This is a genomic window from Micromonospora echinospora (genome assembly GCF_900091495.1).
Classification (GTDB): Bacteria; Actinomycetota; Actinomycetes; order Mycobacteriales; family Micromonosporaceae; genus Micromonospora; species Micromonospora echinospora.
The window spans coordinates 339,161-365,071 of the sequence record NZ_LT607413.1 but is presented as its reverse complement, the minus strand read 5'-3'; the positions used below and the strand labels follow the sequence as shown (position 1 = coordinate 365,071).

Below are 25,911 nucleotides of genomic sequence, written 5' to 3'. Positions count from 1 at the left end.
CAGCCCGAGCAGGGAAGGGAGGTGCGGTCGATGTCCACCATTGTCATTCCCGCGCCTCGCCGCCGGCACCGCTGACAGTCGACTCACGCGGGGCGCGTCCCATCCTCGTACGGAGGAAACCGTGAGTTCAGGAATTCACAGCGTCACCGTCGACTGCCACGACACCTACGTCCTCGCCGGGTTCTGGGCCGAGGTCTACGGCTGCTCCCGCCGGCCCGACGACTTGCCCGGGGACCCGGAGGCGATGCTGCTGCCGCCGGGCGGCCCGATGATGCTCTTCGTGCAGGTGCCGGAGGGCAAGACGGTCAAGAACCGGATGCACGTCTGCCTGCAGCCGTCCGACCGGGACCGGGACGCCGAGGTGGAGCGCCTGCTCGCCCTCGGCGCCACCCAGGTCGACGACCAGCGTCGGCCGGACGGCACCGGCTGGGTCGTCCTGGCCGACCCGGAGGGTAACGAGTTCTGCGTAGAGCGCAGCGTCGCCGAGCGGGCCGTGACGGCCTGACCCGGGGAGGCGAGGGGCCCCTTCCGTCCGGGAGGGGCCCCTCGTGCCGATGCGACTCAGTCGCGCTGCTCGATGGCGGCGCGGATGGCAGCGAACTCCCTCTCGACCTCCTTGCCGGTCTTGGAGTAGCCGATGATCATGCCGAGGCTGCCCCGGTCGGCCCACATGCAGAAGCCGAGTTCGACGTCCTCGGCGGAGCCGTCGCCGCACTTGGCGATGCCGCCCAGCGGGCCCGGCGCCACGGTGACCACGACGCCGACCTCGAACTCCGCGGAGAGGCTCTTGAGCGCGCCGTCCAGCTCCTCCTCCGGTTCCTCGATCAGAGCGGCCAGCCCGAAAACCAGGATCACGTCGTCCTTCGCCAGGTCACCGTAGACGCCGACGACCGTGTCGGTCGCCTGCGGCACGTTCTTGGCGTTGTCGGCCTTGATCTCCTCCACCATGGCCATCGAGTCCGGATCGGTGAGCCTGGGCCGGCCGTTGAGCGTCTCCGGGGCGACCAACCGGGTCCCGGTGGCCTCCACGACCTCGCCGACGTCGTCCTTGACGAAGGCCCAGATGGCGATCCCGCCGCCGACGCCGAGCACCAGCACCAGCACCACGGCGAGGACGATCAGCAGGACCCGGCCGACGCCGGACTTCTTCTTCTGCGGGGGCGGCGGGAAACCAGCCGCCGGGTCGGTCCCGTACGGCGGGCCGGGCGTGCCGGACGGGGAAATGGCAGCGCCGGACTCCGGTTGGGGGGTGGCCGCGCCTGACTCCGGCTGGAGGGTGGCAGGGCCGGACTCCGTCTGGGGCATGGCAGAGCCGGACTCCGGCTGCGGGGGGTGGTGCGGCTGGGACATCGATGCTCCAGATCGGAGGAACGGACGCGTGATCCTAACCAGGTGTGCCGGGATGACCGTTGTCCAGATGGGACGCTCTCCCGTCGGGCAGCCGGGGTGACGGTGGCGACTCGCGGCGCCGTTCACCCGGGCCGCGGCACGGTCGTCCGACCAGCGGGCCGGGACGTGACCTGGCCGATCCGGAGGGCGACGGGACCAGCGCCGCCGAGCGGGCCGCGACGGCCCGACCCGGGGACGCGAAGGGGCCCCTCCCGCGCGGAAGGGGCCCCAACCGGATACCGGACGACTCAGTTGCGCTGCTCGATGGCGGCGCGGATGGTGCCGAACTCCGCCTCGGCCTCCTTGCCGGTCTTGAAGTAGATGACCACCATGCCGAGGCTGCCCCGGTCGGCCCACACGCAGATGCCGAGCTTGACGCCCTCGGAGGAACCGTCGCCGCACTTGGCGTCGCCGCCGAGCGGCCCCGGCTCCACGGCGGTCATGTTGGTGGCCCCGAGCTGCCCGGAGATGGCGCTGATCGCGTCGTTCATCTCCTTCTCCGGGTCGGCCATCACGCCGGACACCCCGACGATCATGACCAGGTCGTTCTTCTGCGGGTCGCCGTAGAAGCCGCCGACCTGGCTGGTCGCCTCCGGCACGTCCTTCTTGATCTCGGCGGCCATCTGCTCCGACGCGGCCACCAGCGCCGGTTCGGTAACCTTGGGCCGGCCGTTGAGCGTCTCCGGGGCGACCACCCGGGTCTTGGTGGCCTCCACGACCTCGCCGACGTCGTCTCCGACGGTGGCCCAGATGGCGATGCCACCACCGACGCAGAGCACCAGCACCACGGCGAGGACGATCAGCAGGACCTTGCCGACGCCGGACTTCTTCTTCGGCGGCGGCGCGAACCCGGCCGCCATCGGGTCGGCCCCGTACGGCTGGCCAGCGCCGGGGCCGGGAATGCCGGACGGCTGGGGGGTGGCAGAGCCGTACTCCGGCTGCGGGGGGTGGTGCGGCTGGGACATCGATGCTCCAGATCTCAGGAATGGACGCGTGATCCTAACCAGCCGCACCGACATGACCATTGCCCCGATGGGACGCTCCACCGTCCGGCGGCCGGGGCGTGCCGACCCGAACGAACGGGGCCGACACGCCGTCACGGCGTGCCGACCCCCGGTGGTCGTACGGCGGATCAGGCGGGCAGGCTCGCCGCCCCGCGCGGCAGGAAACGCGTCCCGGTGACCCGCTCCGAGGTGCCCGTCCGGTCCAGGTACGGCGTCACGCCGCCCAGGTGGAACGGCCAGCCCGCGCCGAGGATCATGCACAGGTCGATGTCCTGCGCCTCGGCCACCACGCCCTCGTCGAGCATCAGCCGGATCTCCTGGGCCAGCGCGTCGAGCGCGTTCTGCCGGACCTGCTCGGCGGTCAGCGGTGCGTCCCCGACCACCAGCAGCTTCGCCACCTCCGGGTTCACCTCGTCGTCCACCATGACCGGCTGCCCCGACTCGGCGATCCGCTTCAGGTTGTCGCTGACCGCGAACCGGTCCGGGAAGGCCGCGTGCAGAGTGCCGCCCACGTGGTGGGCGACCGCCGGGCCGACCAGTTGGAGCAGGGCCAGCGGACGCATCGGCAGGCCCAGCGGGTCCAGCGCGCTGTCGGCCACCTCCAGCGGGGTGCCCGCGTCAACGGCCGAGAAGATCTCCCCGAGGAAGCGGGTGAGCAGCCGGTTGACCACGAACGCCGGCGCGTCGGCGACCAGCACGCAGGACTTGCGCAGCTGCTTGCCGACGGCGAACGCGGTGGCCAGGGTGGCGTCGTCGGTCCGCTCGCCCCGGACGATCTCCAGCAGCGGCAGCACCGCGACCGGGTTGAAGAAGTGGAAGCCCACCACCCGCTCGGGGTGCTCCAGGTCGGCGGCCATCGCGGTCACCGAGAGCGAGGAGGTGTTGGTGGCCAGCACCGCCTCCGGCGAGACGATCTTCTCCAGTTCGGCCCAGACCTGCTTCTTGACGCCCAGGTCCTCGAAGACCGCCTCGATGACGAAGTCGGCGTCGGCGAAGACGCCCTTGTCGACCGAGCCGGAGACCAGGCCGTACAGCTTGGCGGCCGTGCCCTTGTCCATCCGTCCCTTGGACACCTGCTTCTCGATCTGCGCGTGCACGTAGGCGACGCCCTTGTCCACCCGGGACTGGTCCAGGTCGGTCATCACCACCGGCACCTGGAGGCGGCGGGCGAACAGCAGCGCGAGCTGGCTGGCCATCAGGCCGGCGCCGACGATGCCGACCTTGGTGACGTCGCGGGCCAGCCCCTTGTCGGGCGCGCCGACCGGTCGCTTGGCCCGCCGCTGCACCAGGTCGAAGGCGTACAGGCCGCTGCGCAGCTCCTCGGAGAAGACCAGGTCGGCCAGGGCCTCGTCCTCGGCGGCGGTGCCGGTGGCGAAGTCGGCCTCCTTGGCCAGGGCGAGCAGCTCCAGGGCCCGGTTCGCGGCCGGGACCGCGCCGTGCAGCCGCTGGTCGAGCATCTGCCGGGCGAAGAAGAGCACGCCGTCCCACATGTCCCGGTCGACCTCCGGCCGGGACACGGTCAGCTCGCCGCGCACCACGCGGGCGGCCCACTCCAGGGACCGCTCCAGGAAGTCGGCCGGCTCCAGCAGCACGTCGGCGATGCCCATCTCGGCGGCCTGCTTCGGCCGGAGCATCTTGTTCTGCATCAGCGGGTTCTGGATGACCACCTGGGTGGCGGCCGGGATTCCGATCAGGTTGGGCAGGAGCTGGGTGCCGCCCCAACCGGGGACCAGGCCCAGCGACACCTCGGGCAGGGCCAGGGCCGCCGCGCCGCCGGAGAGCGTCCGGTAGTGGCAGTGCAGCGCCAGCTCCAGGCCGCCGCCCATCGCCGCGCCGTTGACGAAGGCGAACGTCGGGACGTCGCTGTCCTTCAGTCGGGCGAAGACCCGGTGGCCGAGCCGGCCGACCTCCAGCGCCTGCTCCCGGTCGGCGATCTGCGGCAGGCTGACCAGGTCCGCGCCGACGCAGAAGACGTACGGCTTGCCGGTGACCGCGACGAACGCCGGGTTCGCGGCCAGCGCCTCGGTGATCGCCTCGTCCAGGCTGGTCAGCCCGCCCGGTCCGAGGGTGTTCGGCTTGGTGTGGTCGAAACCGTTGTCCAGGGTGATCAGGGCGGCCGGCCGGTCCAGGCCGGGCACGTTCACCCGGCGCAGCAGCGCCTTCGTGACCACCTCGTTCGCCGCGGCGATCGTGCTCACTTGTCTCCACCCTCCCAGTTCGGGTTCTCCCAGATGACCGTGCCGCCCATGCCGATGCCGATGCACATGGCGGTGAGGCCGTACCGGACCTCGGGGTGCTCGGCGAACTGCCGGGCGAGCTGGGTCATCAGCCGTACGCCCGAGGAGGCGAGCGGGTGACCGATGGCGATCGCGCCGCCCCACGGGTTGACCCGGGGGTCGTCGTCGGCGATGCCGAAGTGGTCGAGGAAGGCCAGCACCTGCACCGCGAACGCCTCGTTCAGCTCGAACAGCCCGATGTCCTCGATGCCCAGACCGGCGATCCGCAGCGCCTTCTCCGTCGACGGGATCGGGCCGACGCCCATCACCTCCGGCTCGACGCCGACGAAGCCGTACGACACCAGCCGCATGGCGACCGGCAGGCCCAGCTCGCGGGCGGTGGACTCGGCGGCGATCAGGCTGGCGGTGGCGCCGTCGTTGAGCCCGGCGGCGTTGCCGGCGGTGACCTTGCCGTGCGGGCGGAACGGGGTCTTCAGGGTGGCGAGCTTCTCCAGCGAGGTGTCCCGGGGCGCCTCGTCCACCGTGGCCAGCCCCCAGCCGCCCTCCTCGTCGCGGATCGCGACCGGGACCAGGTCCGGCTGGAGTTTGCCGTTGGCGTACGCCTTCGCGGTCTTCTGCTGCGAGGCCAGCGCGAACGCGTCGGCGCGCTCCTTGGTGACGTGCGGGACCCGGTCGTGCAGGTTCTCCGCGGTGGCCCCCATCACCAGGGCGGACGGGTCGACCAGCTTCTCGGCGAGGATGCGCGGGTTCGGGTCCACGCCCTCGCCCATCGGGTGCCGCCCCATGTGCTCGACGCCACCGGCGATGGCCACGTCGTACGCGCCCATCGCGATGCCCCCGGCCACGGTGGTCACCGCGGTCATCGCGCCCGCGCACATCCGGTCGATGGCGTAGCCGGGCACGGTCTTCGGCAGGCCGGAGAGCAGCGCGGCGGTCCGGCCGATGGTCAGGCCCTGGTCGCCGATCTGGGTGGTGGCGGCGATGGCGACCTCCTCGACCCGCTCCGGCGGCAGCTGCGGGTTGCGTCGCAGCAGTTCCCGGATGCAGCGGATGACCAGGTCGTCGGCGCGGGTGTTGGCGTACATGCCACCCGCCTTGCCGAACGGGGTGCGGACGCCGTCGACGAAGACGACATCCCGAACTTCACGGGGCACTGGAGCCTCCTTTTCGACCGTGATTCGGCCTACGCGCCGCCAGGCGGCACGCCGGACCGAACGAAGGTCGCCGGCACGGGCGTGGTTCCTCGCATGCTACTCACCGGTAACCACGCGTGCCCGTGCCCTCCGTGTGTCCCACACCACACCCACCCCGGACCTCCGGGGTGGGTGCGCGCCATCAGGGCGTGGGCAGGACGGCGGTCAGCTCCCGCACCAGCAGGCCGAGCTGCCAGTTCCGCGCGCCGAACCCGCGCAGGGTCTCGGTCACGGTCTCCTCGGTGATCTCGTCCGGCGGGGTCCAGGCCAGCCGGCGGATCGAGTCCGGGGCGATCAGGTTCTCCGGCGGCAGGCGGTGCTCGCCGGCGATCCGGACCACCACCTCGCGACACCGGGCCAGCCGCGCGGCGGCCACCGGGTCCCGTTCCGCCCACCGGTGCGGCGGAGGTGGACCCTCCACCGCCGGGGTGACCGGAAGCGCGTCCTCGGGCAGCTGCCGGGCGTCCTCCAACGCCGCCAGCCAGGTGCGGGCCAGCCGGCGCACCGACCGGCCACCGAAACCGGGCAGGGTCAGCAGCGTCTTCTCGTCCTTCGGGTCCAGCTCGGCGGCGGCGACGATCGCCGAGTCGGGGAGCACCCGCCCGGGGGCGGCGTCCCGGCGGGCGGCGATCTGGTCCCGGGCGTACCACAACGACCGGACCCGCGCCTGAGCACGCGCGCCGCGCAGCCGGTGGATGCCGGAGGTGCGTCGCCACGGCTCGGCCCGTACCCGGGGCGGTCGTGCCCCGGCGGCGACCAGCGCGGCGAACTCCTCCGCCGCCCACTCCTGTTTGCCCTGCCGTTCCAGCTCGGCGGCGAGCGCGTCGCGGAGGTCGACCAGGAGCTCCACGTCCAGGGCGGCGTAGGTCAGCCAGGACTCCGGCAGCGGCCGGCTCGACCAGTCCGCCGCCGAGTGGTGCTTCTCCAGGGTGTAACCCAGCAGGTGTTCGGTCAGCGCGGCCAGGCCGACCCGTTCGAATCCGGCCAGCCGCGCGGCCAGTTCGGTGTCGAACAGCCGACGCGGGCGCAGCCCCAACTCGGCCAGGCAGGGCAGGTCCTGGCTGGCCGCGTGGAGCACCCACTCGGCCGGGCCGATCACCGCGTCGAGGGCGGACAGGTCGGGCAGGGGCAGCGGATCGATCAGGACGGTGCCGGCCCCGGCACGGCGCAGCTGGACCAGGTAGGCGCGCTGGCTGTAGCGGTATCCGGAGGCGCGTTCCGCGTCGATGGCCACCGGTCCGGTGCCCGCCGCGAACCGGGCCACCACCTCGGCCAGCGCGGCCGATGTGGCCGCCGGCGCGGGTGTGCCCTCCCGGGGGGCGGTCAGGGGTACGGGCTGCTCGGCGGTCGCTTCGGTCCCCGCGTCCGTCGGCTCCGGCGCGGCCGGTGGCGGGTGCTGCGGTTCGTTTCCCGGTCGGCGTTCGGCGGCCCGACGGCGCAGGGGTGGTTCGTCGGTCACCTGACAACCCTAGTGCGCGCGGCGATCGGGTGCGCGCAGCCTCCTCCGGTGCGTGTCGGCGGCCGCCCCTGGTACCGCCGTGTCGGGGGAGTGGACAAGAGGGGAGACAATGTCGTTCCGGGCCGGTACGGTCCATCGGGCCCACCGCCGGCGAAGCGCCGGTGGCCGGCCGGCAGGCGCTCACCGGGGAGGACGTGGCAATCATGACGGCGGGGTACGGGCCGCAGGACAGTGGACCGGTCGGGCCGGCACCCGGATCCGGTGAGCAGGGAAGTCGACCGGGGCCGCTGCCGCCACGGATGGAACCGCCACGCACGGCGGTGGGCGGCTGGCCCGCGCCCCCGGCGGGCGCCGCCCCGATCCCCGGCCAGTCCCCGGCCGGCGGGGGACACCCGGGCGTCCCGGCCGCCGGCTACGCCGCCGCCCCGGCCGCGGTGCCCGCCCCCCGGGGCACCTGGCCGACCGCCGGTGAGGCCGGGCAACCGCCGGCACCGCCGCACCCGTCGGCCGCCGGACCGTCGGCGCCCGCCCCGACGACGTGGTCGCCCGGTCAGCCTCCGGCCGCCTCCGGCCCGGCGTTCCCGGGCACCCCCTACCCCGGCGACGCGCGCGCCGGCCGCCAGCGCTCCGGATGGCTGCCCCGCGCCGCGCTGCTGCTGGCGCTGCTGCTGGTCCTGGTGTCCGGCGTCCAGGCGTACCAGATCCACGTGCTCAACGACCGGCTCGGCGACACCCGCCGCGACCTGGCCACCGCGCAGGACCGCGACGGCGTCCGCCTCGACGGTGTGGAACAGCGCACGGACGAGCTGGAGAAGCAGGCCGGCACGGTGTTCAACCCGGAGGACATCGCCGAGACGGTGCTGCGCAGCGTCTTCCGGGTCCGGGCCGGCACCTCCACCGGCACCGCGTTCGCCGTCGGCAAGCCCAACTCCGAGGGCGGGGCGAACCTGTTCACCAACTACCACGTGGTCGAGTCGCTCTGGACCAGCGGCGAGCGCCAGGTGTTCCTGGAGCGCACCGACCAGCGGTTCCCGGCCACCATCGTCAAGGTCGACGAGGAGAACGACGTCGCCCACCTGCGGACGGCGGCCAAGTTCACCGGCCTGGTCACCGCCGCCACCCCGGTGAAGTCCGGGCAGCAGATCGTCGTCGTGGGCGCGCCGCTCGGCCTCACCGACAGCGTCACCACGGGGGTGGTGAGCGCCTTCCGCAAGGCGGAGAACGGCGGCGGCGACATGATCCAGTTCGACGCTCCGATCAACCCCGGCAACTCCGGGGGTCCGGTCATCAACAGCGCCAAGCAGGTCGTCGGCATCGCCACCGCCAAGGCCCGCAACGCCGAGGGCATCGGCCTGGCCGTGCCGATCAAGACTGCGTGCGACGGCTTCGACATCTGCTGATCCGTCCGCCCACGCGCCCCGCACCCGCCCGGTCCGCCCCGTCAGCCGGAGCCGGACCAGCCCACTCGGAGGAAGTAGCCATGACCCAGCCACCCACCGGCGGGTACCCCCCGCCGGGGTATCCGCAGCAGCCGCCGGCCGGCCCCGGCGGCGGGCTGTACGGCTCCCAGCGCGAACCGCAGGGGCACGAGCCGACCCAGCAGTTCGGTATCGACCCGACGCTGTCGGCCCAGCCGCCGGCCGGATACCCGCAGTCCGCGCCACCGGCGACCGGATACCCGCAGTCCGCGCCGCCCGCGGTGGGATACCCGCAGTCCGCGCCTCCTGCCGCCGGGTACCCGCAGCAGCCCGGCTACCCCGGTGGCTACCCGCAGTCCGCGCCGCCGGCCGAGACGCCGGCTTCGGCCGCCTACGGCCCGACCTCCGGCACGCCGGTGCCGGGTCAGTACACGCCCACCTCCGGCCAGCCCTTCGGCCCGCCGATGTCCGGCCCGCCCGGGTACCCGCCGCCGGCGACCACCTCCGGTGGCGGTGGCGGACGCGGGCGCGCCGTGCTCGTGCTGGCGATCGTGGCCGGCCTGCTCTTCGTCCTCGGTGGCGTGATGACCGGGCTGTACCTCAACACCAGCGGGGACCTGGAACGCACCGAGAAGAACCTGGTCGCCCGGACGACCGACCGGGACACCAAGGTCAAGGAGATCGAGAAGCTCAAGGGCGAGTTGCAGACCGCCAAGGACAAGCTGACCGACACCCAGCAGGACCTCACCGGCACCAAGAACGACCGCGACGAGCAGGCCCGGCAGAAGAAGGTCATCGCGAGCTGCCTGGAGAAGCTCACCACCGCGCTGGCCGCCGCCGCGGCCAACAACAAGACCGCCTATGACCAGGCCGTCAAGGGTCTCGACGCGGTCTGCGACGAGGCCGAGAAGTACCTCTGACCCACCGCGCTTCCCGTCGGTCCGCAGGTCGGTCGTCGTGTCACGGCGACGGGCCTGCGGACTGACGCGTTTTGCCCGGCCGGACGGGCCTGGTCGGGATGCCCGCAGCGGTGGGGGTGACCAGGACGAGGCCAGCGGCAGGCGATGGGAAACCGGGGCGGCCGCTGGCGCCCAGCCGGGACCGTCGGTCGTCGTGGCGCGGTGTCGGCGTCAGCCGGTGGTGGCGGGCCGGCGGTCGGCCAGCGCGGTCACCCCCGGCGGTGGCAGGCCGGCGGTCGAGGCGAGCAGCGTGCACCAGGCGTGCAGGTGCGGGGCCAGGTTGTCGTCGAGCGGGGTCCACGAGGCCCGGATCTCGATGTCCCCCGTGGCCGGTGGGCCGGCCAGGTCGCCGAACCGGGTGGACATGGTCTGGGTGACCGTGCCGCCGAGCGCCCGGTGGCCGGCGTCCTGGGCCTCCAACGCGTCGGTCAGCCAGGTCCAGCCCACCCCGGGCAGCAGCGGATCGGCGGCGAGGTCGGACTCCAGGTCCGCGGTGACGTAACTGACCAGCCGTAGCACGCCCTGCCACGCCTCGTGCCCCGCCGGGTCGTGGAGCAGGATCAGTCGCCCGGTGGCGACCTCGTCGTCGTCGCGCAGCACGGTGGCGGAGAGGGCGAAGGCGAACGGGGCGAGGCGCTTCGGAGCGCCCACCTCCTCCATCACGATCTCGGGCCGGGTCGCCACCGACCGCAACCCGGCGACCGCGCGGGCGAAGGTCTCCGGAAGCGCGATCGGAGGGGACATGCGGGCAGCCTAAGCCGCCGCCACGTCCGGCTGGCGGACGGCGCGCCGGCACCGGGCCGCTCGTCGCCGCCCCGGCCACCGCCGAACGCGCAGCGTGATCGTCCGGTGGCTCTCGCGGGCGTGTCCTTCGCAACCCGGGCGACCGGCGGTGACGGTGGACGTGGCACGATTGCGGCGATGACCACCACCACCGCGGGCGGCGCTGCCCGAGACGGAGACACCCGCCCGAGCGTGGGCGGAGCAGCCCGCACCGTCGACTCGCCCTTCGTCCGGGCCTGTCGTCGGCGCCCCGGCCCGCACACGCCGGTCTGGTTCATGCGGCAGGCCGGGCGGTCGCTGCCGGAGTACCGCGAGATCCGGGCCAACGTGGCGATGCTGGAGTCCTGCCGCCGTCCCGAGCTGGTCGCCGAGATCACCCTCCAGCCGGTCCACCGGCACGGCGTGGACGCGGCGATCCTGTTCAGCGACATCGTGGTGCCGGTCGCGGCGGCCGGCGTCGACCTGGACATCGTGCCGGGCACCGGCCCGGTGGTCGCCGAGCCGGTCCGCAGCCGCGCCGACGTCGACCGGATCCGACCGATCACCGTCGACGACGTCTCGTACGTCGACGAGGCGGTCCGGCTGCTCGTCGCCGAGCTGGGCGACACCCCGCTGATCGGGTTCGCCGGCGCGCCGTTCACCCTGGCCAGCTACCTGGTCGAGGGCGGCCCGTCGCGGACCCACGCGAAGACCAAGGCGCTGATGTACGGCGACCCCGAGCTGTGGCACGCGCTCTGCGGCCGGCTCGCCGAGGTGACGCTGGCGTTCCTGCGGGTGCAGGTCGCCGCCGGGGTCTCGGCGGTGCAGCTCTTCGACTCGTGGGCCGGCGCGCTGTCCGAGGCCGACTACCGCCGCTACGTGCAGCCGCACTCGGCGAAGGTGCTGGCCGGGCTGGCCGACGCCGGGGTGCCCCGGATCCACTTCGGGGTGGGCACCGCCGAGCTGCTGACCGCGATGGGGGAGGCCGGCGCCGATGTGGTCGGCGTGGACTGGCGTACCCCGCTGGACGTCGCCACGCAGCGGATCGGTCCGGACCGGGCGGTCCAGGGCAACCTCGACCCGTGCGTGCTCTTCGCCCCCTGGCCGGTGGTCGAGGCCGAGGTGCGGCGCATCCTCGACGAGGGCCGGGCCGCTCCCGGTCACGTCTTCAACCTCGGTCACGGCGTCCTGCCGGAGACCGACCCCGACGTGCTGACCCGGGTGGTCGCGCTGGTGCACGAGGTGTCCGCGCGGCCCGTCGACTGACCGGAGGCGACGATGCGGCGACCGTGGCGGATCGCGGTCATCGGCGGTGGCATCACCGGGCTGGCCGCAGCCGTCCGGTTGCGCGACCGCGCGCCCGCCGGCACCGACGTCACCGTGTATGAGCAGTCCGGCGCGCTCGGCGGCAAGCTGCGCACCAGCAGTCTGGCCGGCGGACCGGTGGAGTTCGGCGCGGAGTCGTTCCTGATGCGTGACCCGGCCGGCGGCGAGTCCGGGGCGGTGGCCCTGGTCCGTCGGCTCGGACTCGACGCCGAGATCGTGCACCCGACCGTCGGGCAGGCCGCGCTCGCCGTCGACGGGGGACTGCGCCCGATCCCGGGCGGCACGCTGGTGGGCGTACCGGGGGATCTGGAGAAGGTGGCGACGGTGGCCGAGCCCACCGCGGCGGCCGACGCCGACGGCGGTGAGCCGCTGCTCGGCCCGGACGAGGACGTCGCGGTCGGCGCGCTGGTCCGGGCCCGCCTCGGCGACCAGGTGGTGGACCGGCTGGTCGATCCGATGCTCGGCGGCGTCTACGCCGGACGCGCCGACGACCTCTCCCTGGTCACCACCATGCCGGCGCTGGCCCGCGCGGCCCGGGTGGCGCACACCCTCACCGGGGCGGTCCGGGCGGCGCAGGCCGCCGCGCCCCGGGCCCCCGGGGCGCCGGTCTTCGGCGCGCTGGCCGGCGGGATGAGCCGGCTGGTCGAGGCGGCGGCGACGGCCAGTGGGGCGACGATCCGGCTCGGCGCGACGGTCCGCGACCTCACCCCGCTGGGCGGGCGGTGGCGGCTGACCGTGGGCCCGACCCGGGACCCGGAGTCCGTCGAGGTCGACGCGGTGGTGCTGGCCGTGCCGGCCCGTCCGGCGGCGCGACTGCTCGCCGAGGTGGCCCCGGCGGTGGCCACCCGGATCGGTGGGCTGGACTACGCCAGCGTCGCCCTGGTCACCCTGGCCCTGCCCGAGCCGGAGCTGCCCGCCCTCTCCGGCTTCCTGGTGCCCGGCACCGAGGGGCTGCTGATCAAGGCGGCCACCTTCTTCACCACCAAGTGGGGGCACCTGCGCCGGCCGGACGGGGTGGCGCTGGTACGCGCCTCGGTCGGCCGGTACGGCGAGGAGCGGCAGTTGCAGCTCTCCGACGCCGACCTGGTCGCCACCGTGCACCGGGAGCTGTCCGGGGTGCTCGGCACGGCGCTGCCGACGCCACTGGCCAGCCACGTGCAACGGTGGGGTGGCGCGCTGCCGCAGTACACCCCGGGACACTCCGACCGGGTGGCGGCGGCCCGGACGGCGCTGCGGGCGGATCACCCGACGCTGGCCCTGGCCGGGGCCGGGTACGACGGGGTGGGCATCCCGGTCTGCGTGCGGTCCGGCGAGACGGCGGCCGAAGAGATCATCAGTGCACTGGGAGGACCGGCGACATGACCGAGCAGACCGAGCAGACCAACGCGGCGCGGCTGCGGGAGCTGAACGACAGCATCCGCTACACGATGTGGTCGGTGTTCCGGGCCACCGGCCCGCTGCCGGCCCTGCGGGACAACGTCGTCGCCGAGGCCGACGCCCTCGTCGAGGAGCTGGCCGGCAAGGACGTCGTGGTCCGGGGCACCTACGACGTCGCCGGGCTGCGGGCCGACGCCGACCTGATGGTCTGGTGGCACTCGTCCTCCAGCGACGACCTCCAGGACGCGTACGGCCGGTTCCGGCGCACCGCCCTGGGACGGGCGATGACCCCGGTCTGGTCGCAGATGGCGCTGCACCGGCCGGCGGAGTTCAACAAGAGCCACATCCCGGCGTTCCTGGCCGGCGAGGAGGCACGGGCGTACGTCTGCGTCTACCCGTTCGTGCGGTCCTACGAGTGGTACCTGCTGCCCGACGCCGAGCGGCGGGAGCTGCTCGCCGAGCACGGCCGGATGGCCCGTGGCTACCCGGACGTCCGGGCGAACACGGTCGCCTCGTTCGCCCTCGGCGACTACGAGTGGATGCTGGCGTTCGAGGCCGACGAGCTGCACCGGATCGTGGACCTGATGCGGGACCTGCGCGCCTCCCGGGCCCGCCGGCACGTCCGCGAGGAGATCCCCTTCTACACCGGTCGTCGCCGCTCGATCGCCGACATCGTCGCCGCCCTGCCCTGATCCGCTCCGTCGCCGACCCCGGCCGACCCGTCGAGGCCGGGGGTCGGTCAGGTCGGTCAGGACGGTCAGGACGTGGCCTCCCGGCGCATCGGGGTGTGCGGGATGCCGTCCTCCACGTACTCCGGGCCGCTGGCGCTGAAGCCGTACCGCGCGTAGAAGCCGACCAGGTGCGACTGCGCCTCCAGGACGCACGGGCGGTGTCCGACCACGGCGAGCGCCTCGGTCATCAGCCGCCCGGCGTGGCCACCGCCGCGCGCCGCCGGGGCCACCACGACCCGGCCGATCCGCTCGACCCCGCCCGGGTCGGCCAGGATCCGCAGGTACGCCACCGGCACGCCGTCCTCGGCCAGCCAGAGATGCCGGGTGCCCGGTTCGACGTCCCGCCCGTCGAGTTCCGGATAGGCGCACGCCTGCTCCACCACGAACACGTCGATGCGTAGTTTCAGCAGGTCGTGGAAGGTGCGGGTGTCCAGGTCGGCGAACGGGGAGACCCGGAGGACGGGGGTGCGGGGCAGCATCCCGCCAGGCTAGTGCCACCGGTCCGTCGGGTGCCTGGAGGCCTGGCCCGGCTCGGACGCAAGCCAGTGTCGCCAGTCGGACAGCCTTCGCATGCCGTTAATAATCTACAAATATCATTGTGTGCGGAAAAGTCCGAATTGGTGGCGTCGATGGAGGTTGTATGAGCACTGCCCTGACGACCGGCAGTTGGTCGTCCCTGAGCGTCAGCCCGCCGAACCTCAACGGACTCGGTACCGAACACGTCCGGTGGGGCACTCCGGCCGGCTCCGGCCAGAGCGGATACGTCTTCCGCGGCGGCTCCGTCGAGGTGCAGACCGACGGCACCGAGTTCACCCTCGGCACGTACACGCACGAGAACTTCCCCATCGTGGGCATGCCGGCGCAGCAGTTCGACGTGGACCTCGTCGTGCGGGTCGCCTTCGAGGACGGCACCGAGTCGGACTTCAGCTTCCGCTTCCACCACAATGAGACCCCGAACAACGGGCCGACCCCGGACGACGTGGTCGACCTGCCGACGTTCGTCTCGCCGGAGACCGTGACGATCGACGGGGTTGAGTACGGCGTGGTGATCAGCGGCTTCAAGCGGGGCGGCCAGGTCGTCCGGACGTTCGTCAGCCCGGAGAACGGCGCGAACAGCGCGGACATCGTCGCGATCTTCGCCCGTGCCGGCCGACCGGACGTGGTCATCACCACCGTGCGCCACCGGGGCGACGTGAAGTACACCCAGGCGGACGAGTACGTCGAGATCGTCAACCGGGGCACCGTGGCCGCGAACATCAGCGGCTGGACGCTCGGGGCCGACGACGCCGGCCAGGACTTCGGGTTCCCGCCCGGCACCGTGCTCCAGCCGGGGCAGCGGATCAGGATCTACACCAACCAGCACCACCCCGAGTGGGGCGGCTTCTCCTACGGCAGCGGACGCCCGATCTGGAACGACAAGGGCGACCGCGCGGCCCTGCGGGGACCCGACGGCGAGGTGGTCTCCGAGTACGGGTACGGATCGCGGGCGTCGACGCCCTGACGCGTACCGCCGGACGCGGCCACCGCGACGGTCGGTGCGACACGCACGGGCCGCGGTGGTCGCGCCCGGTGCCCGTCAGCCCGGACGGGCACCGACCGTGTCGCTGATCGCGGCGGCCCGCTCACCCTCGACGGTACGGGCGCAGTGCGCCGAGCAGAAGAAACGGCCGGACACCTCGACGCCGTGCCCGACGATCTTCAGTTGGCAGTGCTCGCACACCGGTGCCAGCTTGTGCACCGCGCACTCGAACGAGTCGAAGGTGTGCGAGTCACCGCTGACCGTCCGGACCTCGAACGCCATCCAGTAGTCGTTGCCGCAGACCTCACAGGTCGCCATGACGGAACCCCCCACCGACAGTCATGCCCTGAGGGTGCGCCATCGGACGACGGCCTGGTGGCGGAACGGAGGAGAAGCGTCCGGTCGGGTGGCCCGGTGCGGGCGGCTCAGAGCCCTCGCGGCTCAGCCCTCGCGTGGCTCCAGCCGGATGGACACCGAGTTGACGCAGTGCCGGGTGTCCTTCGGGGTGAAGCCCTCGCCGTGGAAGACGTGCCCCAGGTGGCTGTCGCAGCGCGCGCAGCGGATCTCGGTGCGCCGCATGCCGAGGGTGTTGTCCGGGATCTCCTTGACCGCACCCGGCAGCGCGTCGTCGAAGCTCGGCCAGCCGCAGTGCGAGTCGAACTTGGTGTCGCTGGAGAAGAGTTCCACGCCACAGGCCCGGCAGTGGTAGACGCCGGGGGTCTTGGTGTCGACGTACTCGCCGGTCCAGGGGCGCTCGGTGCCGGCCTGGCGCAGCACCCGGAACTCCTCCGGACTGAGCCGGACGCGCCACTCGTCCTCGGTGCGGGGCAGTTCGCTCTCGGAAAGACTCACCCGGCAAGAATAGGTCCTCTGTCACCGGTGTGGCATATGGTCGCGGCATGGGTGGCACGAAGGCATCGGCGGTCGAGATCGAGGTGGCCGGGCACACCGTACGACTGAGCAGCCCGGACCGGGTGATCTACCCCGAGCGGGGCTACACCAAGGCCGACGTCTTCCACTACTACCTCGCCGTGGGCGACGGGATCATGCGGGCGCTGCGGGACCGCCCCACCACGCTGCAACGCTTCCCCGAGGGTATCGAGGGGGAGATGTTCTTCCAGAAGCGGGTGCCGGCCCGGGGCGTGCCGCCGTGGGTCCGGACAGCGCGGATCGAGTTCCCCAGCGGTCGCAGCGCCGACGAACTCTGCCCGGTCGACCTGGCGCACGTCGCCTGGGCGGCGCAGATGGGCACGATCGTCTTCCACCCATGGCCGGTGCGCGCCACCGACGTGGACCGGCCCGACGAGCTCCGCGTCGACCTGGACCCGCAACCCGGCACCGACTTCGCCGACGCGGTGACGGCGGCCGGCGAGCTGCGGGCCCTCCTCGGCGAACTCGGCGCGACGGGCTGGCCGAAGACCTCCGGTGGCCGGGGCGTCCACGTCTACCTGCGTATCGAGCCGCGCTGGACGTTCACCGAGGTGCGCCGGGCCACCATCGCCCTGGCCCGCGAGCTGGAACGCCGTCGCCCCGACCTGATCACCACGGCCTGGTGGAAGGAGGAGCGCGGGGCGCACGTCTTCGTCGACTACAACCAGATGGCCCGCGACCGGACGATCGCCTGCGCGTACTCGTTGCGGGCCAACGCCCGGGCCACCGTCTCCACCCCGGTCGACTGGGACGAGCTGCCCGACGTCGACCCGGACGACTTCCACCTCGGCAGCGTGCCGGCCCGGCTGGCCGAGCGGGGGGACCCGCACGCCGGCATCGACGACCGTCCGTGGGACATCACCCCGCTGCTGGAGTGGGCCGACCGGGACGACGCCGCCGGCTCGGGCGACCTGCCGTACCCTCCGGACCACCCGAAGATGCCGGGTGAGCCCAAACGGGTGCAGCCGTCCCGGTCCCGGCCGGAGGCCGGCTGAGGCGGCGGATCTCGCTTAGCGGGATCGGCGTCCCGCATCCAGGGAAGGGGCGGCTAGGTTCGGGGCACCCGGAACGAGGAGGTCCCCGTCATGGTCGCCGCCCGCAACGTCTACACCCACGGACACCACGAGACGGTGCTGCGGTCGCATCGCTGGCGTACCGCGGAGAACTCCGCCGGGTACCTCCTGCCCCACCTGGCGTCCGACCAGACCCTGCTCGACATCGGCTGCGGGCCCGGCACCATCACCGTCGACCTGGCCGGACGGGTGGCACGGGTGACCGCGCTGGAGGTCACCGGGGAGGCTCTCGATCTCGCGCGGGCCGAGGCGACCGCCCGGGGACGGGACAACGTCGACTTCGTGGTCGCCGACGTGCAGGCGCTGGACCTGCCCGACGCGGCGTACGACGTGGTCCACGCGCACCAGGTGCTCCAGCACGTGGCCGACCCGGTCCGGGCCCTGCGGGAGATGCGCCGGGTATGCCGACCCGGTGGGATCGTCGCCGTCCGGGACAGCGACTACGCCGCGTTCACCTGGTTCCCCCGGGTGCCCGAGCTGGACGAGTGGCTCACCCTGTACCAGCGGGCCGCCCGCGCCAACGGCGGCGAGCCCGACGCCGGCCGGCGACTGCTCTCCTGGGCCCGCGCCGCCGGGTTCACCGACGTCACCGCCACGGCCAGCACGTGGTGCTTCGCCACGCCGGAGGACCGGCAGTGGTGGGGCGGCATGTGGGCCGACCGGATCCGGTACTCGGCCATGGCCGATCAGGTGCGCGCGTCCGGCCTCGCCACGGAGGAGGATCTGGCCCGCCTGTCGACGGGGTGGCGGGAGTGGACGGCCGCCGACGACGGCTGGTTCACCATCCTGCACGGCGAGATCCTCTGCCGGGCCTGACCACCGGCTCGGACTGGCCGCCATCGGTAGTGGGCCTCAGCGGTCGCCGGCGACGGGCCTCAGCGGTCGTCGGGGAGCGCCCCGGAGACCGCGATCAACACGCAGCCGAGCAGCGCCAGGGCGGTGCCCGCGCCCGGCCGGGCCGAGGACATGCCGGCCTCCTGCCGGTACGGATCGTTCGCCACGAAGTACCAGATCGCCCCGATCGAACTGCCGCAGCCCAGCGTCGTGGCGATCGACCAGCCCCGGCTCGCCTCCCGCCACGGCCGGCGGGCCGTGCCGGTACGCAGCAGCGACGGCACCGCCAGCAGGGCACCGACCAGCGCGAAGGGCAGCGCCACGAAGACCAGGTCGAGGCTGGCGTCCACCTCGACCCGGTCCGGGTAATCGCGCCGCCAGGACGGCAGCCCGACCGCGACCGCGACCGTCGCCCAGCCGGCGGCCAGGAGCAGCACCCCGGCACGCCGCCAGCGTGACCGGGGCGGCCCCGCGACGGCCGGACGCGCGGGTGCCGACCAGATGCCCACCAGGCAGGCCAGCAGCGCTCCGGCGGCGGGGAGCAGCGCCGGCCCGGGCTGGGTGGACACCGGGCCCCGGTCGGTGTCGAACGAGGGGTCGAGGGTCCGTACCAGCGACACCGCGATCACCCCGAGCACCACCACGAGGACGACCGCCAGGGCGGTGCCGACCAGCCGGAGCAGCCGCTGCGGGCGTCCGGCCGCGACCGCCACCGCCCGGGTCACCACCAGCAGCGTGGTCGCCCCGACGAGCCAGGGGCCGGCCACCGCGCCCACCGCCGCCACCTTCTGCTCCAGCGCGGCGGCGACGACCGGGTCGCCGGTGACCGTACGCCAGCGGGTGAACGCGGCGGTGACGAGCAGCGCGGCGGCGAGAACCAGCCAGGCCACGGGAGGCAGCCGTGCCGTCCACGCCGCCGGTGCCAACCGAGCCCACCGTGCCATGCGGTGAATCTAGTGCAGCACCGCCCGTCGTGCCCTCTCCGCCGGCGTCCGGTGCCCAGCGTCCGGCGTCCGGTGCCCAGCGTCCGGCGTCCGGTGCCCAGCGTCCGGCGTCCGGTGCCCAGCGTCCGGCGTCCGGCGTCCGGTGCCCCGTGTCGTTCGGGCGCTGGCCGGGTGCGGAAGTCCCGCCGGGTGCTGGTGCCGGTCGGGTGCGGCGCGCCTGCCCGCTTCCGTTCCCGGGGAGGAAGTCATGGGTTCGGGGCACTGTAGAGCTGCCCCGCCTGTGCTACCGGTACGGTCCCCGCCCGTGGAGCAGGATCGGCGACCGGTCCCGCTCCGATCGAGTGTTGGTGCGCCGCGAGTGCGGAGCTGGTGCCTCCGACACCGCCGGGGCGAAGCCGTAAGGAGAGGGCAGCGCCAAGGCGAGGCCGCGTAGGAGGGCAGCGCCGCTGGTGGTGGCCGGGTCGAGGGAAGGAAGCACCGACTGCCCCGTCTGTGCGTGCAGCTCGACAGGGTGGGTGGAGGCATCATCCTGCCGGGAGCCGGGAGCCGGGAGCCGGGAGCCGGGAGCCGGGAGCCGGGAGCCGGGAGCCGGGAGCCGGGAGCCGGGAGCCGGGAGCCGGGAGCCGGGAGCCGGTCAGAGCGGCAGCTTCATCCCCTCGTGGCTGGCGACGAACCCGAGGCCGATGTAGAACCGGTGCGCGTCGGCCCGGCGCTTGTCCGTGGTGAGCTGCACCAGCGCGCAGCCCCGCTCCCGGGCGCGGTCGACCACCCAGGTCATCAGGGCCCGGCCGATCCCCGCCCCCCGGCGGTCCGCGCGCACCCGGACGGACTCGACCAGGGCGCGTTCCGCGCCGTGCCGGCCCAGGCCCGGAATGTAGGTGACCTGGAGGCAGCCGACCACCTCGCCGTCCTGCTCGGCGACCACGAGGTGGTTGCGGGGGTCGGCGGAGATGTCCGCGAAGGCCCGCTCGTACGCCTCGTCGACCACCGTAGCCTCCCGGCTCTGGCCGAGGACGTCGTCGGCGAGCAGGGCGACCACCGCAGGCAGATCGGCCCGGGCCGCTGTGCGGAACACCAGGTCAGACATGCCGCTGAGGATGGCACAGTCGGCTGGCCGGTGCGGGCGGTGGGGCCGGTGACGGTGACGGTGACGGGGGTGTGACGGTGACGGTGACGGGTCAGCGTGCCGGGCAGCGCAGCCCCTCCGCCGGCACGGTCAGGTCGATCAGGTAGGCGTCGACCGCCTCGGTGACACAGGTGGTCTGCGGGTAGGCGGTGTGCCCCTCGCCCTCCCAGGTGAGGACCCGCCCCACCCCGAGCATCGCGGCCAGCGCCGGGGTCTGCTCGTAGGGCGTGGCCGGGTCGCCGGTGGTGCCCACCACCAGGATCGGCGGTGCGCCGTCGGCCTTCCCGGTCGGGTACGGATCGGGCTCGGCGGGCCACTTCGCGCAGGTCAGGAGTCCCACCGCCAATGCCGGCCCGAACAGCGGGTACGCCCGGCGCCACTGCCCCTGGAGCTGGCGGATCCGTTCGAGGCTCGGCCGCTCCTCGTCGTCGGCGCAGTTCACGGCCAGGTTGGCGTCGAACAGGTTGGTGTAGGTGCCGTCCGGGTTCCGTCCGGCGTACGCGTCGGCGAGGCGGAAGACGCCGGCCGGGTCGCCCTCGGCCAACTGGTCGACCGCACGGGCCAGTTCCTGCCACCCCTGCTCGGTGTAGAGCGAGGAGATGACCGCGTAGAAGACCCAGCCGGCGGTGGCCTCCCGCCCGTCCGCGCCCCGGACCGGGGAGACCCGGGCCTTGTCGACGGCTGAGGTCACCGCAGCCCGGGCGTCCGGGGCGAGCGGGCAACGGTCGGCGTTGGCGGAGCACCAGCGGACGAAGTTGCCGAACGCCCGCTCGAAGCCCTTCGCCTGGCCCTCCGACGCCTCCACCGCGTTCTGGCGGGGATCGATGGCGCCGTCGAGCACCAGCGCGCGCACCCGCTCCGGGAAACGCTGGGCGTAGACCGCGCCGAGCAGAGTGCCGTAGGAGTACCCCAGGTAGGTTAGCTTCTCGTCGCCGACGGCGGCGCGCACCGCGTCCATGTCCAGGGCGGCCTGCTCGGTGCCGAACAGTGACAGCCGGTCGCCGTACTTCGCTCCGCAGGCCTGGCCGATCCGCTGGTTGAGGGCGACCAGACCGTCGAAGGCGGCGGTCGACTCCGGGTCGGGGTCGTAACCGAAGCTGGCGTCGAGGTCGGTGTCGGAGATGCACTCGACCGGGCTGGAGCGGGCCACTCCGCGCGGGTCGAAGCCGACGATGTCGAACCGCTCGGTCACCGAGGCCGGCAGGCCGCCGAACTGCTCCCCGAGGGAGAGGTAGACCGCCGTGTCGACGCCGGAACCACCCGGGCCGCCCGGGTTGACCAGCAGCGACCCGATCCGGTCGCGCTGCTTCGTGGAGCGGGCCCGCAGCAGCGCGATCTCGAACGTCGCGCCGCCGCCCGGGGTGGCGGTCGCCGGCCCACCGGTGGTGTTCCACCGCTGCGGTACGGCGATCCGGGCGCACTCGTACCGCATGCCCGGCGCGGCGCGGCCGGCAACCTGCTCGGCGGTCTCCGGGCAGGACCGCCACTGGGGGCTCGCACCCAGCGGGGCCACCGACGCCTCGCCCTCCACCTCGACTCGGGGCGCGAACGTCGGCAGGGTGCAGCCGGCGGCGACCAGGACCGCCGCGATGAACCCGGCCAGCGCGAAACGGGCCCGGCGGGCCGGAGACGGGTGGGTCATGCGGCGCACAGCCTGCCCTCCAGGATCGTGTCGGCGTCAGCTCGGCTCGGTCGTCGGCACCGGATCACCGCGCAGCACCTGGTCGACGTCGAAGCGGACCGGGCGTTCCAACTGGTCGTACCCGCAGGAGCGGGGGTCGCGGTCGGGCCGCCAGCGGACGAACTGGGCGGTGTGCCGGAAGCGGTCGCCCTCCATCGCGTCGTAGCCGACCTCCACCACCAGCTCCGGGCGCAGCGGCTCCCACTCCAGGTTCTTGCCGCCGGTCCAGCGGCTCACCCCGCCCGGGATGCGCTGGCCGCGCGCGTGGTCGCCGTGCGCCCACGGGTGGTCGTCGCCGACGTCCCGGTACGGTTCCAGCTCGGTCAGCAGCTCCTTGCGGCGGGCCATGGTGAACGAGGCGCAGACCCCGACGTGGTGGAGCAGGCCCTGCGTGTCGTAGAGGCCGAGCAGCAGCGAGCCGACCACCGGCCCGGACTTGTACCAGCGGAAGCCGGCCACCACCACGTCGGCGGTGCGGGCGTGCTTGACCTTGAACATGAGCCGCTTGCCCGGCTCGTACGGCAGGTCGGCCGGCTTGGCGATCAACCCGTCCAGGCCGGCGCCCTCGAAGACGTCGAACCACCGACGTGCGGTCTCCAGGTCGGTGGTGACCGGGGTGACGTGCACCGGTGGACGCACCCCGGCCAGCGCGGCCTCCAGCCGGGCCCGGCGCTGCGGGTAGGGCCGGTCGAGCAGCACCTCGTCGTCGATCGCCAGCAGGTCGAAGGCGACGAAGTCGGCGGGGGTGGTCTCGGCGAGCAGCCGCACCCGGGACGCGGCCGGGTGGATCCGCTGGGCGAGCAGTTCGAAGTCGAGCCGGGGCTGCCCGTCGGGGCCGTCGCGCCGGATCACGATCAACTCGCCGTCGACCGCGCAGCGCTCCGGCAACTGCGCACGGGCCTGCTCGACGACCTCGGGAAAATACCGGGTCATCATCTTGCCGCCCCGGCTGGCCAGCTCGACGGAGTCGCCGTCCCGGAAGACGATGCACCGGAACCCGTCCCACTTCGGCTCGTAGGTCATCTGCTCCCCGGTGGGGATCCGGGCGACGCTCTTGGCCAGCATCGGCTCGACCGGCGGGTTCAGCGGCAGCTCCACGGCGACAGTCAACCAGACGGGACCGACGACGGTGAGGCACATCACGGTCGCGTCCGGTGCCGTGTGTCCCGCGTCGGGGGTGTCCGTCACCGGTGGTCGATCCGGAAAAGCGCAGGTCAGAGCTACCGTCGCCGGGTGCGCGAGTTCGTCTGCGGCTGCTGCGGGCGCTGGCGGGTCACCGCGGAGCTGATCCGGGGCCGGTACCGCTACCGGCTGGTGCGCCGCTACCGCCCGGAGTTCGGTGGTGGCAAGGACGTCCTCGGCGAGGCCGGATCGATCCCCGAGCTGGCGGACCTGCTGACCCGGCGTACCCCGCTGACCCTGGCCGATCTGCGCGAGGCGGCCTGAGCCGGCCGGGCCGGCGGTTCGCGCGGGCCGCTCCGCGCCGCCGGCGGCGGCCGTACGCTTGCCGGGTCCGCGCCGAACCCCGGAGGTGCCCGTGCCGCTGACCTACCCGCACGTCGGGGCCACCCGCACCGGGGACCTGCCGGCGGGCTGGCGGCACGTGCGGCACCGGGTCCGGCTTCCCGACGGCTGCTTCGCGGTGGCGGGTACGGCCGTGCTCACCTGGCGGCTGCACCGCGCCGCCGGGGTCCGGATCACCGCCGACGCGCCCCGGGCCGCGCCGGGCGTCGCCGTCACCTCCGGGCTGGGCATCGGCCCGCTGCGGCTCGCCGCCCCGTGCGAGGTGGTCTGGGCCGCCGACGACGACCGCCGGGCCGGTTTCGGGTACGGCACGCTCCCCGGTCACCCGGCGGCCGGCGAGGAGGCGTTCGTGGTGGAACGCGACGACGCGGGCCGGGTCTGGTTCGAGATCCGCGCGTTCAGCCGTCCGGAACGCTGGATCATGCGGGCGGCCGGCCCCGCCGGGCGGGCCTTCCAACACGGGTACGCCCGCTGGCTGGCGGCCACCCTGCGTCGGCTCTGCCGCCGGGCCGGCGGACCGGGTCAGTAGGTCGCGAAGGAGCGCAGCGGCATCCTCGGCCCGAAGCGGGGCGCGTGCACGCCCTCGACGGCCAGCAGCAGGCAGACCCGTCCCCGGTGCCCCCGGAACGGCTCCAGCAGCGCCAGCATCCGCGCGTCGTCCCCGCGCGCCTCACCGGCCAGCGCCCAGCTCACCGTGTTCGGCACGTGGTAGTCGCCGACGCTCACCGCGTCCGGGTCGCCGTACGCGATCCGGACCACCTCGGCGACGCTCCACGGGCCGATGCCGGGGATCGCGGTCAGCCGCCGGGTCGCCTCGGCGGCGTCCGCGCACGCCTCCAGCCGGTCGGCGAGGGCGGCGACCCGGCGGAGCGTCTCGGCCCGCCGCTGTTCCACCCCGAACGGGTGGAACACCCAGTACGGCGCGGCGGCCACCGCCGCCGGGTCGGGCGGCAGCAGCAGCGGGAACGGCCCCGGCGCGGGCTCGGCGAAGTGCCGGACCGTCGCCGCGTAGGCCCGGTACGCCTCCTTGCCGGTGACCTTCTGTTCCAGAACCGTGCGCAGCAACTGCCGGAAGACCCGGCCGGTGGCCGGCATCCGCAGCCCCCGGTGGCGGGCGGCCAGCCGGGACACCACCGGGTGCCGGCCGGCCAGGTCGGCGAAACCGGTCAGGTCGTCGCGCAGGCCGGCAATGGCCCCGGCGCGCTCCACCACCCAGTCGGCGCCCGGCCCGTGCCCCTCGGCGAGCAGGTCGCCGTCGTGGCGGCGCAGGCACAGGGTGGCCGGCCCGTCCGGCGTGCGGGTCGCCCACCAGAACGCCCCGGCGGCGATCCGGGCGCACGGGTCGTACGGGCTGAAGGTCAGCGCGCGTACCGTCTCGGCGAACCGGTGCTCCGGCGGCGGACGCAGGATCCGGGTGGCGGTCACCGGCACACTCTGCCACGCCCGGCACCGACCCCCGCCACCACCGGACGGCCGTGTGACGGCCCCGGAACGGTCACCGGCGGACGGAGAAGAGCCCGGGCGGAGGCGGCGTGGACGGGGTCGCCTCGGCGTCCCGGACCACCGTCGCGCCCCCGACGAAGCGGTCCAGCTCCGCCCCGGCGAGCACCCGCCCGGGGAACCAGTCCCCGGCGGCCCGCCGGGTCAACGCCGCGACCGGCGGCTCGACCCGGCCGGCGACCAGCACCAGGTTGCCGTACCGGCGGCCCCGCAGCACCGCCGCGTCGGCGACCAGGCAGGCCCGGGGCAGGACCGTCCGGACCGTCGCCACCTGGGCGCGGGCGTACCGCAGCGGCGGACCGTCGGCCAGGTTGGCGAGGTACCAGCCGTCCGGACGCAGCACCCGGGCCACCTCGGCGGCGTACTCCGCCGAGGTCAGGTGGGCCGGGGTGCGGGCACCGGCGAAGACGTCGGCGACGATGACGTCGTACGCGGCGTCGGGCGTGGTCGCCACGACCTCGCGGGCGTCGGCGACCCGGACCCGGATCCGGGCCTGCGCCGGCCAGGGCATCCCCCGGCGGACCAGTTCGACCAGCGCCCCGTCCACCTCGACCACGCGGGACGTCGACCCGGGCCGGCTGGCCGCCAGGTAGCGCGGCAGGGTCAGCGCGCCACCGCCGAGGTGCAGCACCCGCAGCGGTACGCCGGTCGGGGCGACCAGGTCCAGCGCGGCGGCGAGCCGCCGCACGTACTCGAACTCCAGGTGGGTCGGGTCGGTCAGGTCGACGTGCGACTGCGGCGCCCCGTCGAGCAGCAGGGTCCACGACCCGGGGCGGTCCGGGTCCGGCACCAGCTCGGCCTCACCGGTGTCGACCCGCGCGACCACCCGGTCCGCGTCCCGCCTGCGCCCCATCCGGCCAGTATCCTCGCCGGTCGCCGGTCGCCGGTCGCCGGTCGCCGGTCGCCGGTCGCCGGTCGCCGGTCG

General features: G+C 74.0%; 26 protein-coding genes. 11 read left to right on the top strand and 15 right to left on the bottom strand.

What is annotated here, in order from left to right; genetic code table 11:
• Nucleotides 1-121 precede the first annotated feature (121 nt).
• On the top strand, nt 122-505 hold the full coding sequence (locus tag GA0070618_RS01670) for a VOC family protein (RefSeq protein WP_088980046.1): 384 nt from the start codon (nt 122-124) through the stop codon (nt 503-505).
• A 56-nt stretch (nt 506-561) separates the two neighbouring features.
• Here the strand turns inward: GA0070618_RS01670 and GA0070618_RS01665 are convergent, their stop codons facing one another.
• The 5 genes from GA0070618_RS01665 to GA0070618_RS01645 all read right to left on the bottom strand — a co-directional run bounded on the left by GA0070618_RS01665 (nt 562) and on the right by GA0070618_RS01645 (nt 7,282).
• Complete coding sequence (locus GA0070618_RS01665; protein ID WP_088980045.1) at nt 562-1,305, bottom strand: hypothetical protein; 744 nt, start codon at nt 1,303-1,305, stop codon at nt 562-564.
• Nucleotides 1,306-1,637: 332 nt separating this feature from the next.
• Nucleotides 1,638-2,354: a hypothetical protein gene (locus GA0070618_RS01660; protein ID WP_143740345.1), complete on the bottom strand. Its 717-nt coding sequence runs from the start codon at nt 2,352-2,354 to the stop codon at nt 1,638-1,640.
• A gap of 167 nt (nt 2,355-2,521) precedes the next feature.
• On the bottom strand, nt 2,522-4,591 hold the full coding sequence (locus GA0070618_RS01655) for a 3-hydroxyacyl-CoA dehydrogenase NAD-binding domain-containing protein (RefSeq protein ID WP_088980043.1): 2,070 nt from the start codon (nt 4,589-4,591) through the stop codon (nt 2,522-2,524).
• Nucleotides 4,588-5,784 carry a thiolase family protein gene (locus tag GA0070618_RS01650; protein ID WP_088980042.1) on the bottom strand — a complete coding sequence of 399 codons (1,197 nt, stop codon included), beginning with the start codon at nt 5,782-5,784 and terminating at the stop codon, nt 4,588-4,590. Before GA0070618_RS01650 ends, GA0070618_RS01655 begins: the two co-directional genes overlap by 4 nt.
• 181 nt (nt 5,785-5,965) lie before the next feature.
• Nucleotides 5,966-7,282 (bottom strand): ribonuclease D, encoded by a 1,317-nt coding sequence (locus GA0070618_RS01645; RefSeq protein WP_088980041.1) that lies wholly within the window; start codon nt 7,280-7,282, stop codon nt 5,966-5,968.
• A 203-nt stretch (nt 7,283-7,485) separates the two neighbouring features.
• Between GA0070618_RS01645 and GA0070618_RS01640 the strand changes: the two genes are divergently transcribed.
• Nucleotides 7,486-8,682, top strand: a complete 1,197-nt coding sequence (locus tag GA0070618_RS01640) for a trypsin-like peptidase domain-containing protein (protein WP_088985206.1) — start codon at nt 7,486-7,488, stop codon at nt 8,680-8,682.
• A gap of 80 nt (nt 8,683-8,762) precedes the next feature.
• Nucleotides 8,763-9,620, top strand: coding sequence for a hypothetical protein (locus tag GA0070618_RS01635; RefSeq protein WP_088980040.1), 858 nt, complete (start codon nt 8,763-8,765; stop codon nt 9,618-9,620).
• Between the two features lie 210 nt (nt 9,621-9,830).
• Here the strand turns inward: GA0070618_RS01635 and GA0070618_RS01630 are convergent, their stop codons facing one another.
• Nucleotides 9,831-10,403, bottom strand: coding sequence for a DUF3000 domain-containing protein (locus tag GA0070618_RS01630; RefSeq protein ID WP_088980039.1), 573 nt, complete (start codon nt 10,401-10,403; stop codon nt 9,831-9,833).
• A gap of 177 nt (nt 10,404-10,580) precedes the next feature.
• Here GA0070618_RS01630 and hemE point away from each other — a divergent pair, with 177 nt between their 5' ends.
• The 3 genes from hemE to hemQ are packed head-to-tail and all read left to right on the top strand — an operon-like array spanning nt 10,581 to nt 13,816.
• Nucleotides 10,581-11,687, top strand: coding sequence for a uroporphyrinogen decarboxylase (gene hemE, locus GA0070618_RS01625; protein WP_088980038.1), 1,107 nt, complete (start codon nt 10,581-10,583; stop codon nt 11,685-11,687).
• A 12-nt stretch (nt 11,688-11,699) separates the two neighbouring features.
• Nucleotides 11,700-13,109 (top strand): protoporphyrinogen oxidase, encoded by a 1,410-nt coding sequence (gene hemG, locus GA0070618_RS01620; protein ID WP_088980037.1) that lies wholly within the window; start codon nt 11,700-11,702, stop codon nt 13,107-13,109.
• Entirely contained in the window at nt 13,106-13,816 is a 711-nt protein-coding gene (gene hemQ / locus GA0070618_RS01615; RefSeq protein ID WP_088980036.1) for a hydrogen peroxide-dependent heme synthase, read from the top strand. Before hemG ends, hemQ begins: the two co-directional genes overlap by 4 nt.
• Before the next feature lie 65 nt (nt 13,817-13,881).
• Here hemQ and GA0070618_RS01610 read toward each other — a convergent pair whose 3' ends face one another.
• Nucleotides 13,882-14,334: a GNAT family N-acetyltransferase gene (locus GA0070618_RS01610; RefSeq protein ID WP_088980035.1), complete on the bottom strand. Its 453-nt coding sequence runs from the start codon at nt 14,332-14,334 to the stop codon at nt 13,882-13,884.
• A gap of 161 nt (nt 14,335-14,495) precedes the next feature.
• On the opposite strand from GA0070618_RS01610, the gene GA0070618_RS01605 reads away from it, so the two are divergent.
• Nucleotides 14,496-15,356, top strand: coding sequence for a lamin tail domain-containing protein (locus GA0070618_RS01605; RefSeq protein ID WP_088980034.1), 861 nt, complete (start codon nt 14,496-14,498; stop codon nt 15,354-15,356).
• A gap of 75 nt (nt 15,357-15,431) precedes the next feature.
• Here the strand turns inward: GA0070618_RS01605 and GA0070618_RS01600 are convergent, their stop codons facing one another.
• Together GA0070618_RS01600 and msrB are read right to left on the bottom strand one after the other, a co-directional pair.
• The gene (locus GA0070618_RS01600; protein WP_088980033.1) at nt 15,432-15,692 is read right to left on the bottom strand and encodes a Prokaryotic metallothionein; all 261 of its coding nucleotides are present in this window, start codon (nt 15,690-15,692) and stop codon (nt 15,432-15,434) included.
• Nucleotides 15,693-15,815: 123 nt separating this feature from the next.
• Nucleotides 15,816-16,226 (bottom strand): peptide-methionine (R)-S-oxide reductase MsrB, encoded by a 411-nt coding sequence (msrB, locus tag GA0070618_RS01595; protein WP_088980032.1) that lies wholly within the window; start codon nt 16,224-16,226, stop codon nt 15,816-15,818.
• Between the two features lie 47 nt (nt 16,227-16,273).
• Here msrB and ligD point away from each other — a divergent pair, with 47 nt between their 5' ends.
• Nucleotides 16,274-17,299, top strand: coding sequence for a non-homologous end-joining DNA ligase (ligD, locus tag GA0070618_RS01590; protein ID WP_088980031.1), 1,026 nt, complete (start codon nt 16,274-16,276; stop codon nt 17,297-17,299).
• Between the two features lie 90 nt (nt 17,300-17,389).
• The gene (locus GA0070618_RS01585) at nt 17,390-18,193 is read left to right on the top strand and encodes a class I SAM-dependent methyltransferase (protein ID WP_088980030.1); all 804 of its coding nucleotides are present in this window, start codon (nt 17,390-17,392) and stop codon (nt 18,191-18,193) included.
• A 59-nt stretch (nt 18,194-18,252) separates the two neighbouring features.
• Here the strand turns inward: GA0070618_RS01585 and GA0070618_RS01580 are convergent, their stop codons facing one another.
• From GA0070618_RS01580 to GA0070618_RS01555, 4 genes are all read right to left on the bottom strand, one after another.
• Nucleotides 18,253-19,155, bottom strand: coding sequence for a hypothetical protein (locus GA0070618_RS01580; protein ID WP_143740344.1), 903 nt, complete (start codon nt 19,153-19,155; stop codon nt 18,253-18,255).
• Nucleotides 19,156-19,789: 634 nt separating this feature from the next.
• Nucleotides 19,790-20,242, bottom strand: a complete 453-nt coding sequence (locus GA0070618_RS01565) for a GNAT family N-acetyltransferase (protein ID WP_088980026.1) — start codon at nt 20,240-20,242, stop codon at nt 19,790-19,792.
• 91 nt (nt 20,243-20,333) lie between these two features.
• Complete coding sequence (locus tag GA0070618_RS01560) at nt 20,334-21,923, bottom strand: alpha/beta hydrolase (RefSeq protein ID WP_088980025.1); 1,590 nt, start codon at nt 21,921-21,923, stop codon at nt 20,334-20,336.
• A gap of 36 nt (nt 21,924-21,959) precedes the next feature.
• On the bottom strand, nt 21,960-23,060 hold the full coding sequence (locus tag GA0070618_RS01555) for an ATP-dependent DNA ligase (protein WP_088985205.1): 1,101 nt from the start codon (nt 23,058-23,060) through the stop codon (nt 21,960-21,962).
• Between the two features lie 135 nt (nt 23,061-23,195).
• Between GA0070618_RS01555 and GA0070618_RS01550 the strand changes: the two genes are divergently transcribed.
• Both GA0070618_RS01550 and GA0070618_RS01545 read left to right on the top strand, forming a co-directional pair.
• Nucleotides 23,196-23,408, top strand: a complete 213-nt coding sequence (locus tag GA0070618_RS01550) for a hypothetical protein (RefSeq protein ID WP_088980024.1) — start codon at nt 23,196-23,198, stop codon at nt 23,406-23,408.
• A gap of 91 nt (nt 23,409-23,499) precedes the next feature.
• Nucleotides 23,500-24,015, top strand: a complete 516-nt coding sequence (locus GA0070618_RS01545) for a DUF1990 family protein (protein ID WP_231931565.1) — start codon at nt 23,500-23,502, stop codon at nt 24,013-24,015.
• Here the strand turns inward: GA0070618_RS01545 and GA0070618_RS01540 are convergent.
• Together GA0070618_RS01540 and GA0070618_RS01535 are read right to left on the bottom strand one after the other, a co-directional pair.
• On the bottom strand, nt 24,009-24,917 hold the full coding sequence (locus GA0070618_RS01540) for a DNA-3-methyladenine glycosylase family protein (RefSeq protein WP_088980022.1): 909 nt from the start codon (nt 24,915-24,917) through the stop codon (nt 24,009-24,011). The two genes, GA0070618_RS01545 and GA0070618_RS01540, sit on opposite strands and share 7 nt — an antisense overlap.
• Nucleotides 24,918-24,981: 64 nt before the next feature.
• Nucleotides 24,982-25,839: a spermidine synthase gene (locus tag GA0070618_RS01535; protein ID WP_088980021.1), complete on the bottom strand. Its 858-nt coding sequence runs from the start codon at nt 25,837-25,839 to the stop codon at nt 24,982-24,984.
• Between the last annotated feature and the right edge of the window lie 72 nt (nt 25,840-25,911).

Excerpts from the sequence above, each read along its gene's own strand:
- GA0070618_RS01535 (WP_088980021.1), bottom strand. The coding sequence starts at position 25,839 with ATGGGGCGCAGGCGGGACGCGGACCGGGTGGTCGCGCGGGTCGACACC.
- hemG (WP_088980037.1), top strand. The coding sequence starts at position 11,700 with ATGCGGCGACCGTGGCGGATCGCGGTCATCGGCGGTGGCATCACCGGG.
- GA0070618_RS01600 (WP_088980033.1), bottom strand. The coding sequence starts at position 15,692 with ATGGCGACCTGTGAGGTCTGCGGCAACGACTACTGGATGGCGTTCGAG.
- GA0070618_RS01610 (WP_088980035.1), bottom strand. The coding sequence starts at position 14,334 with ATGCTGCCCCGCACCCCCGTCCTCCGGGTCTCCCCGTTCGCCGACCTG.
- GA0070618_RS01665 (WP_088980045.1), bottom strand. The coding sequence starts at position 1,305 with ATGCCCCAGACGGAGTCCGGCCCTGCCACCCTCCAGCCGGAGTCAGGC.
- GA0070618_RS01605 (WP_088980034.1), top strand. The coding sequence starts at position 14,496 with ATGAGCACTGCCCTGACGACCGGCAGTTGGTCGTCCCTGAGCGTCAGC.
- hemE (WP_088980038.1), top strand. The coding sequence starts at position 10,581 with ATGACCACCACCACCGCGGGCGGCGCTGCCCGAGACGGAGACACCCGC.
- GA0070618_RS01560 (WP_088980025.1), bottom strand. The coding sequence starts at position 21,923 with ATGACCCACCCGTCTCCGGCCCGCCGGGCCCGTTTCGCGCTGGCCGGG.
- GA0070618_RS01630 (WP_088980039.1), bottom strand. The coding sequence starts at position 10,403 with ATGTCCCCTCCGATCGCGCTTCCGGAGACCTTCGCCCGCGCGGTCGCC.
- GA0070618_RS01640 (WP_088985206.1), top strand. The coding sequence starts at position 7,486 with ATGACGGCGGGGTACGGGCCGCAGGACAGTGGACCGGTCGGGCCGGCA.
- ligD (WP_088980031.1), top strand. The coding sequence starts at position 16,274 with ATGGGTGGCACGAAGGCATCGGCGGTCGAGATCGAGGTGGCCGGGCAC.
- GA0070618_RS01635 (WP_088980040.1), top strand. The coding sequence starts at position 8,763 with ATGACCCAGCCACCCACCGGCGGGTACCCCCCGCCGGGGTATCCGCAG.
- hemQ (WP_088980036.1), top strand. The coding sequence starts at position 13,106 with ATGACCGAGCAGACCGAGCAGACCAACGCGGCGCGGCTGCGGGAGCTG.
- GA0070618_RS01585 (WP_088980030.1), top strand. The coding sequence starts at position 17,390 with ATGGTCGCCGCCCGCAACGTCTACACCCACGGACACCACGAGACGGTG.
- GA0070618_RS01565 (WP_088980026.1), bottom strand. The coding sequence starts at position 20,242 with ATGTCTGACCTGGTGTTCCGCACAGCGGCCCGGGCCGATCTGCCTGCG.
- GA0070618_RS01580 (WP_143740344.1), bottom strand. The coding sequence starts at position 19,155 with ATGGCACGGTGGGCTCGGTTGGCACCGGCGGCGTGGACGGCACGGCTG.
- GA0070618_RS01660 (WP_143740345.1), bottom strand. The coding sequence starts at position 2,354 with ATGTCCCAGCCGCACCACCCCCCGCAGCCGGAGTACGGCTCTGCCACC.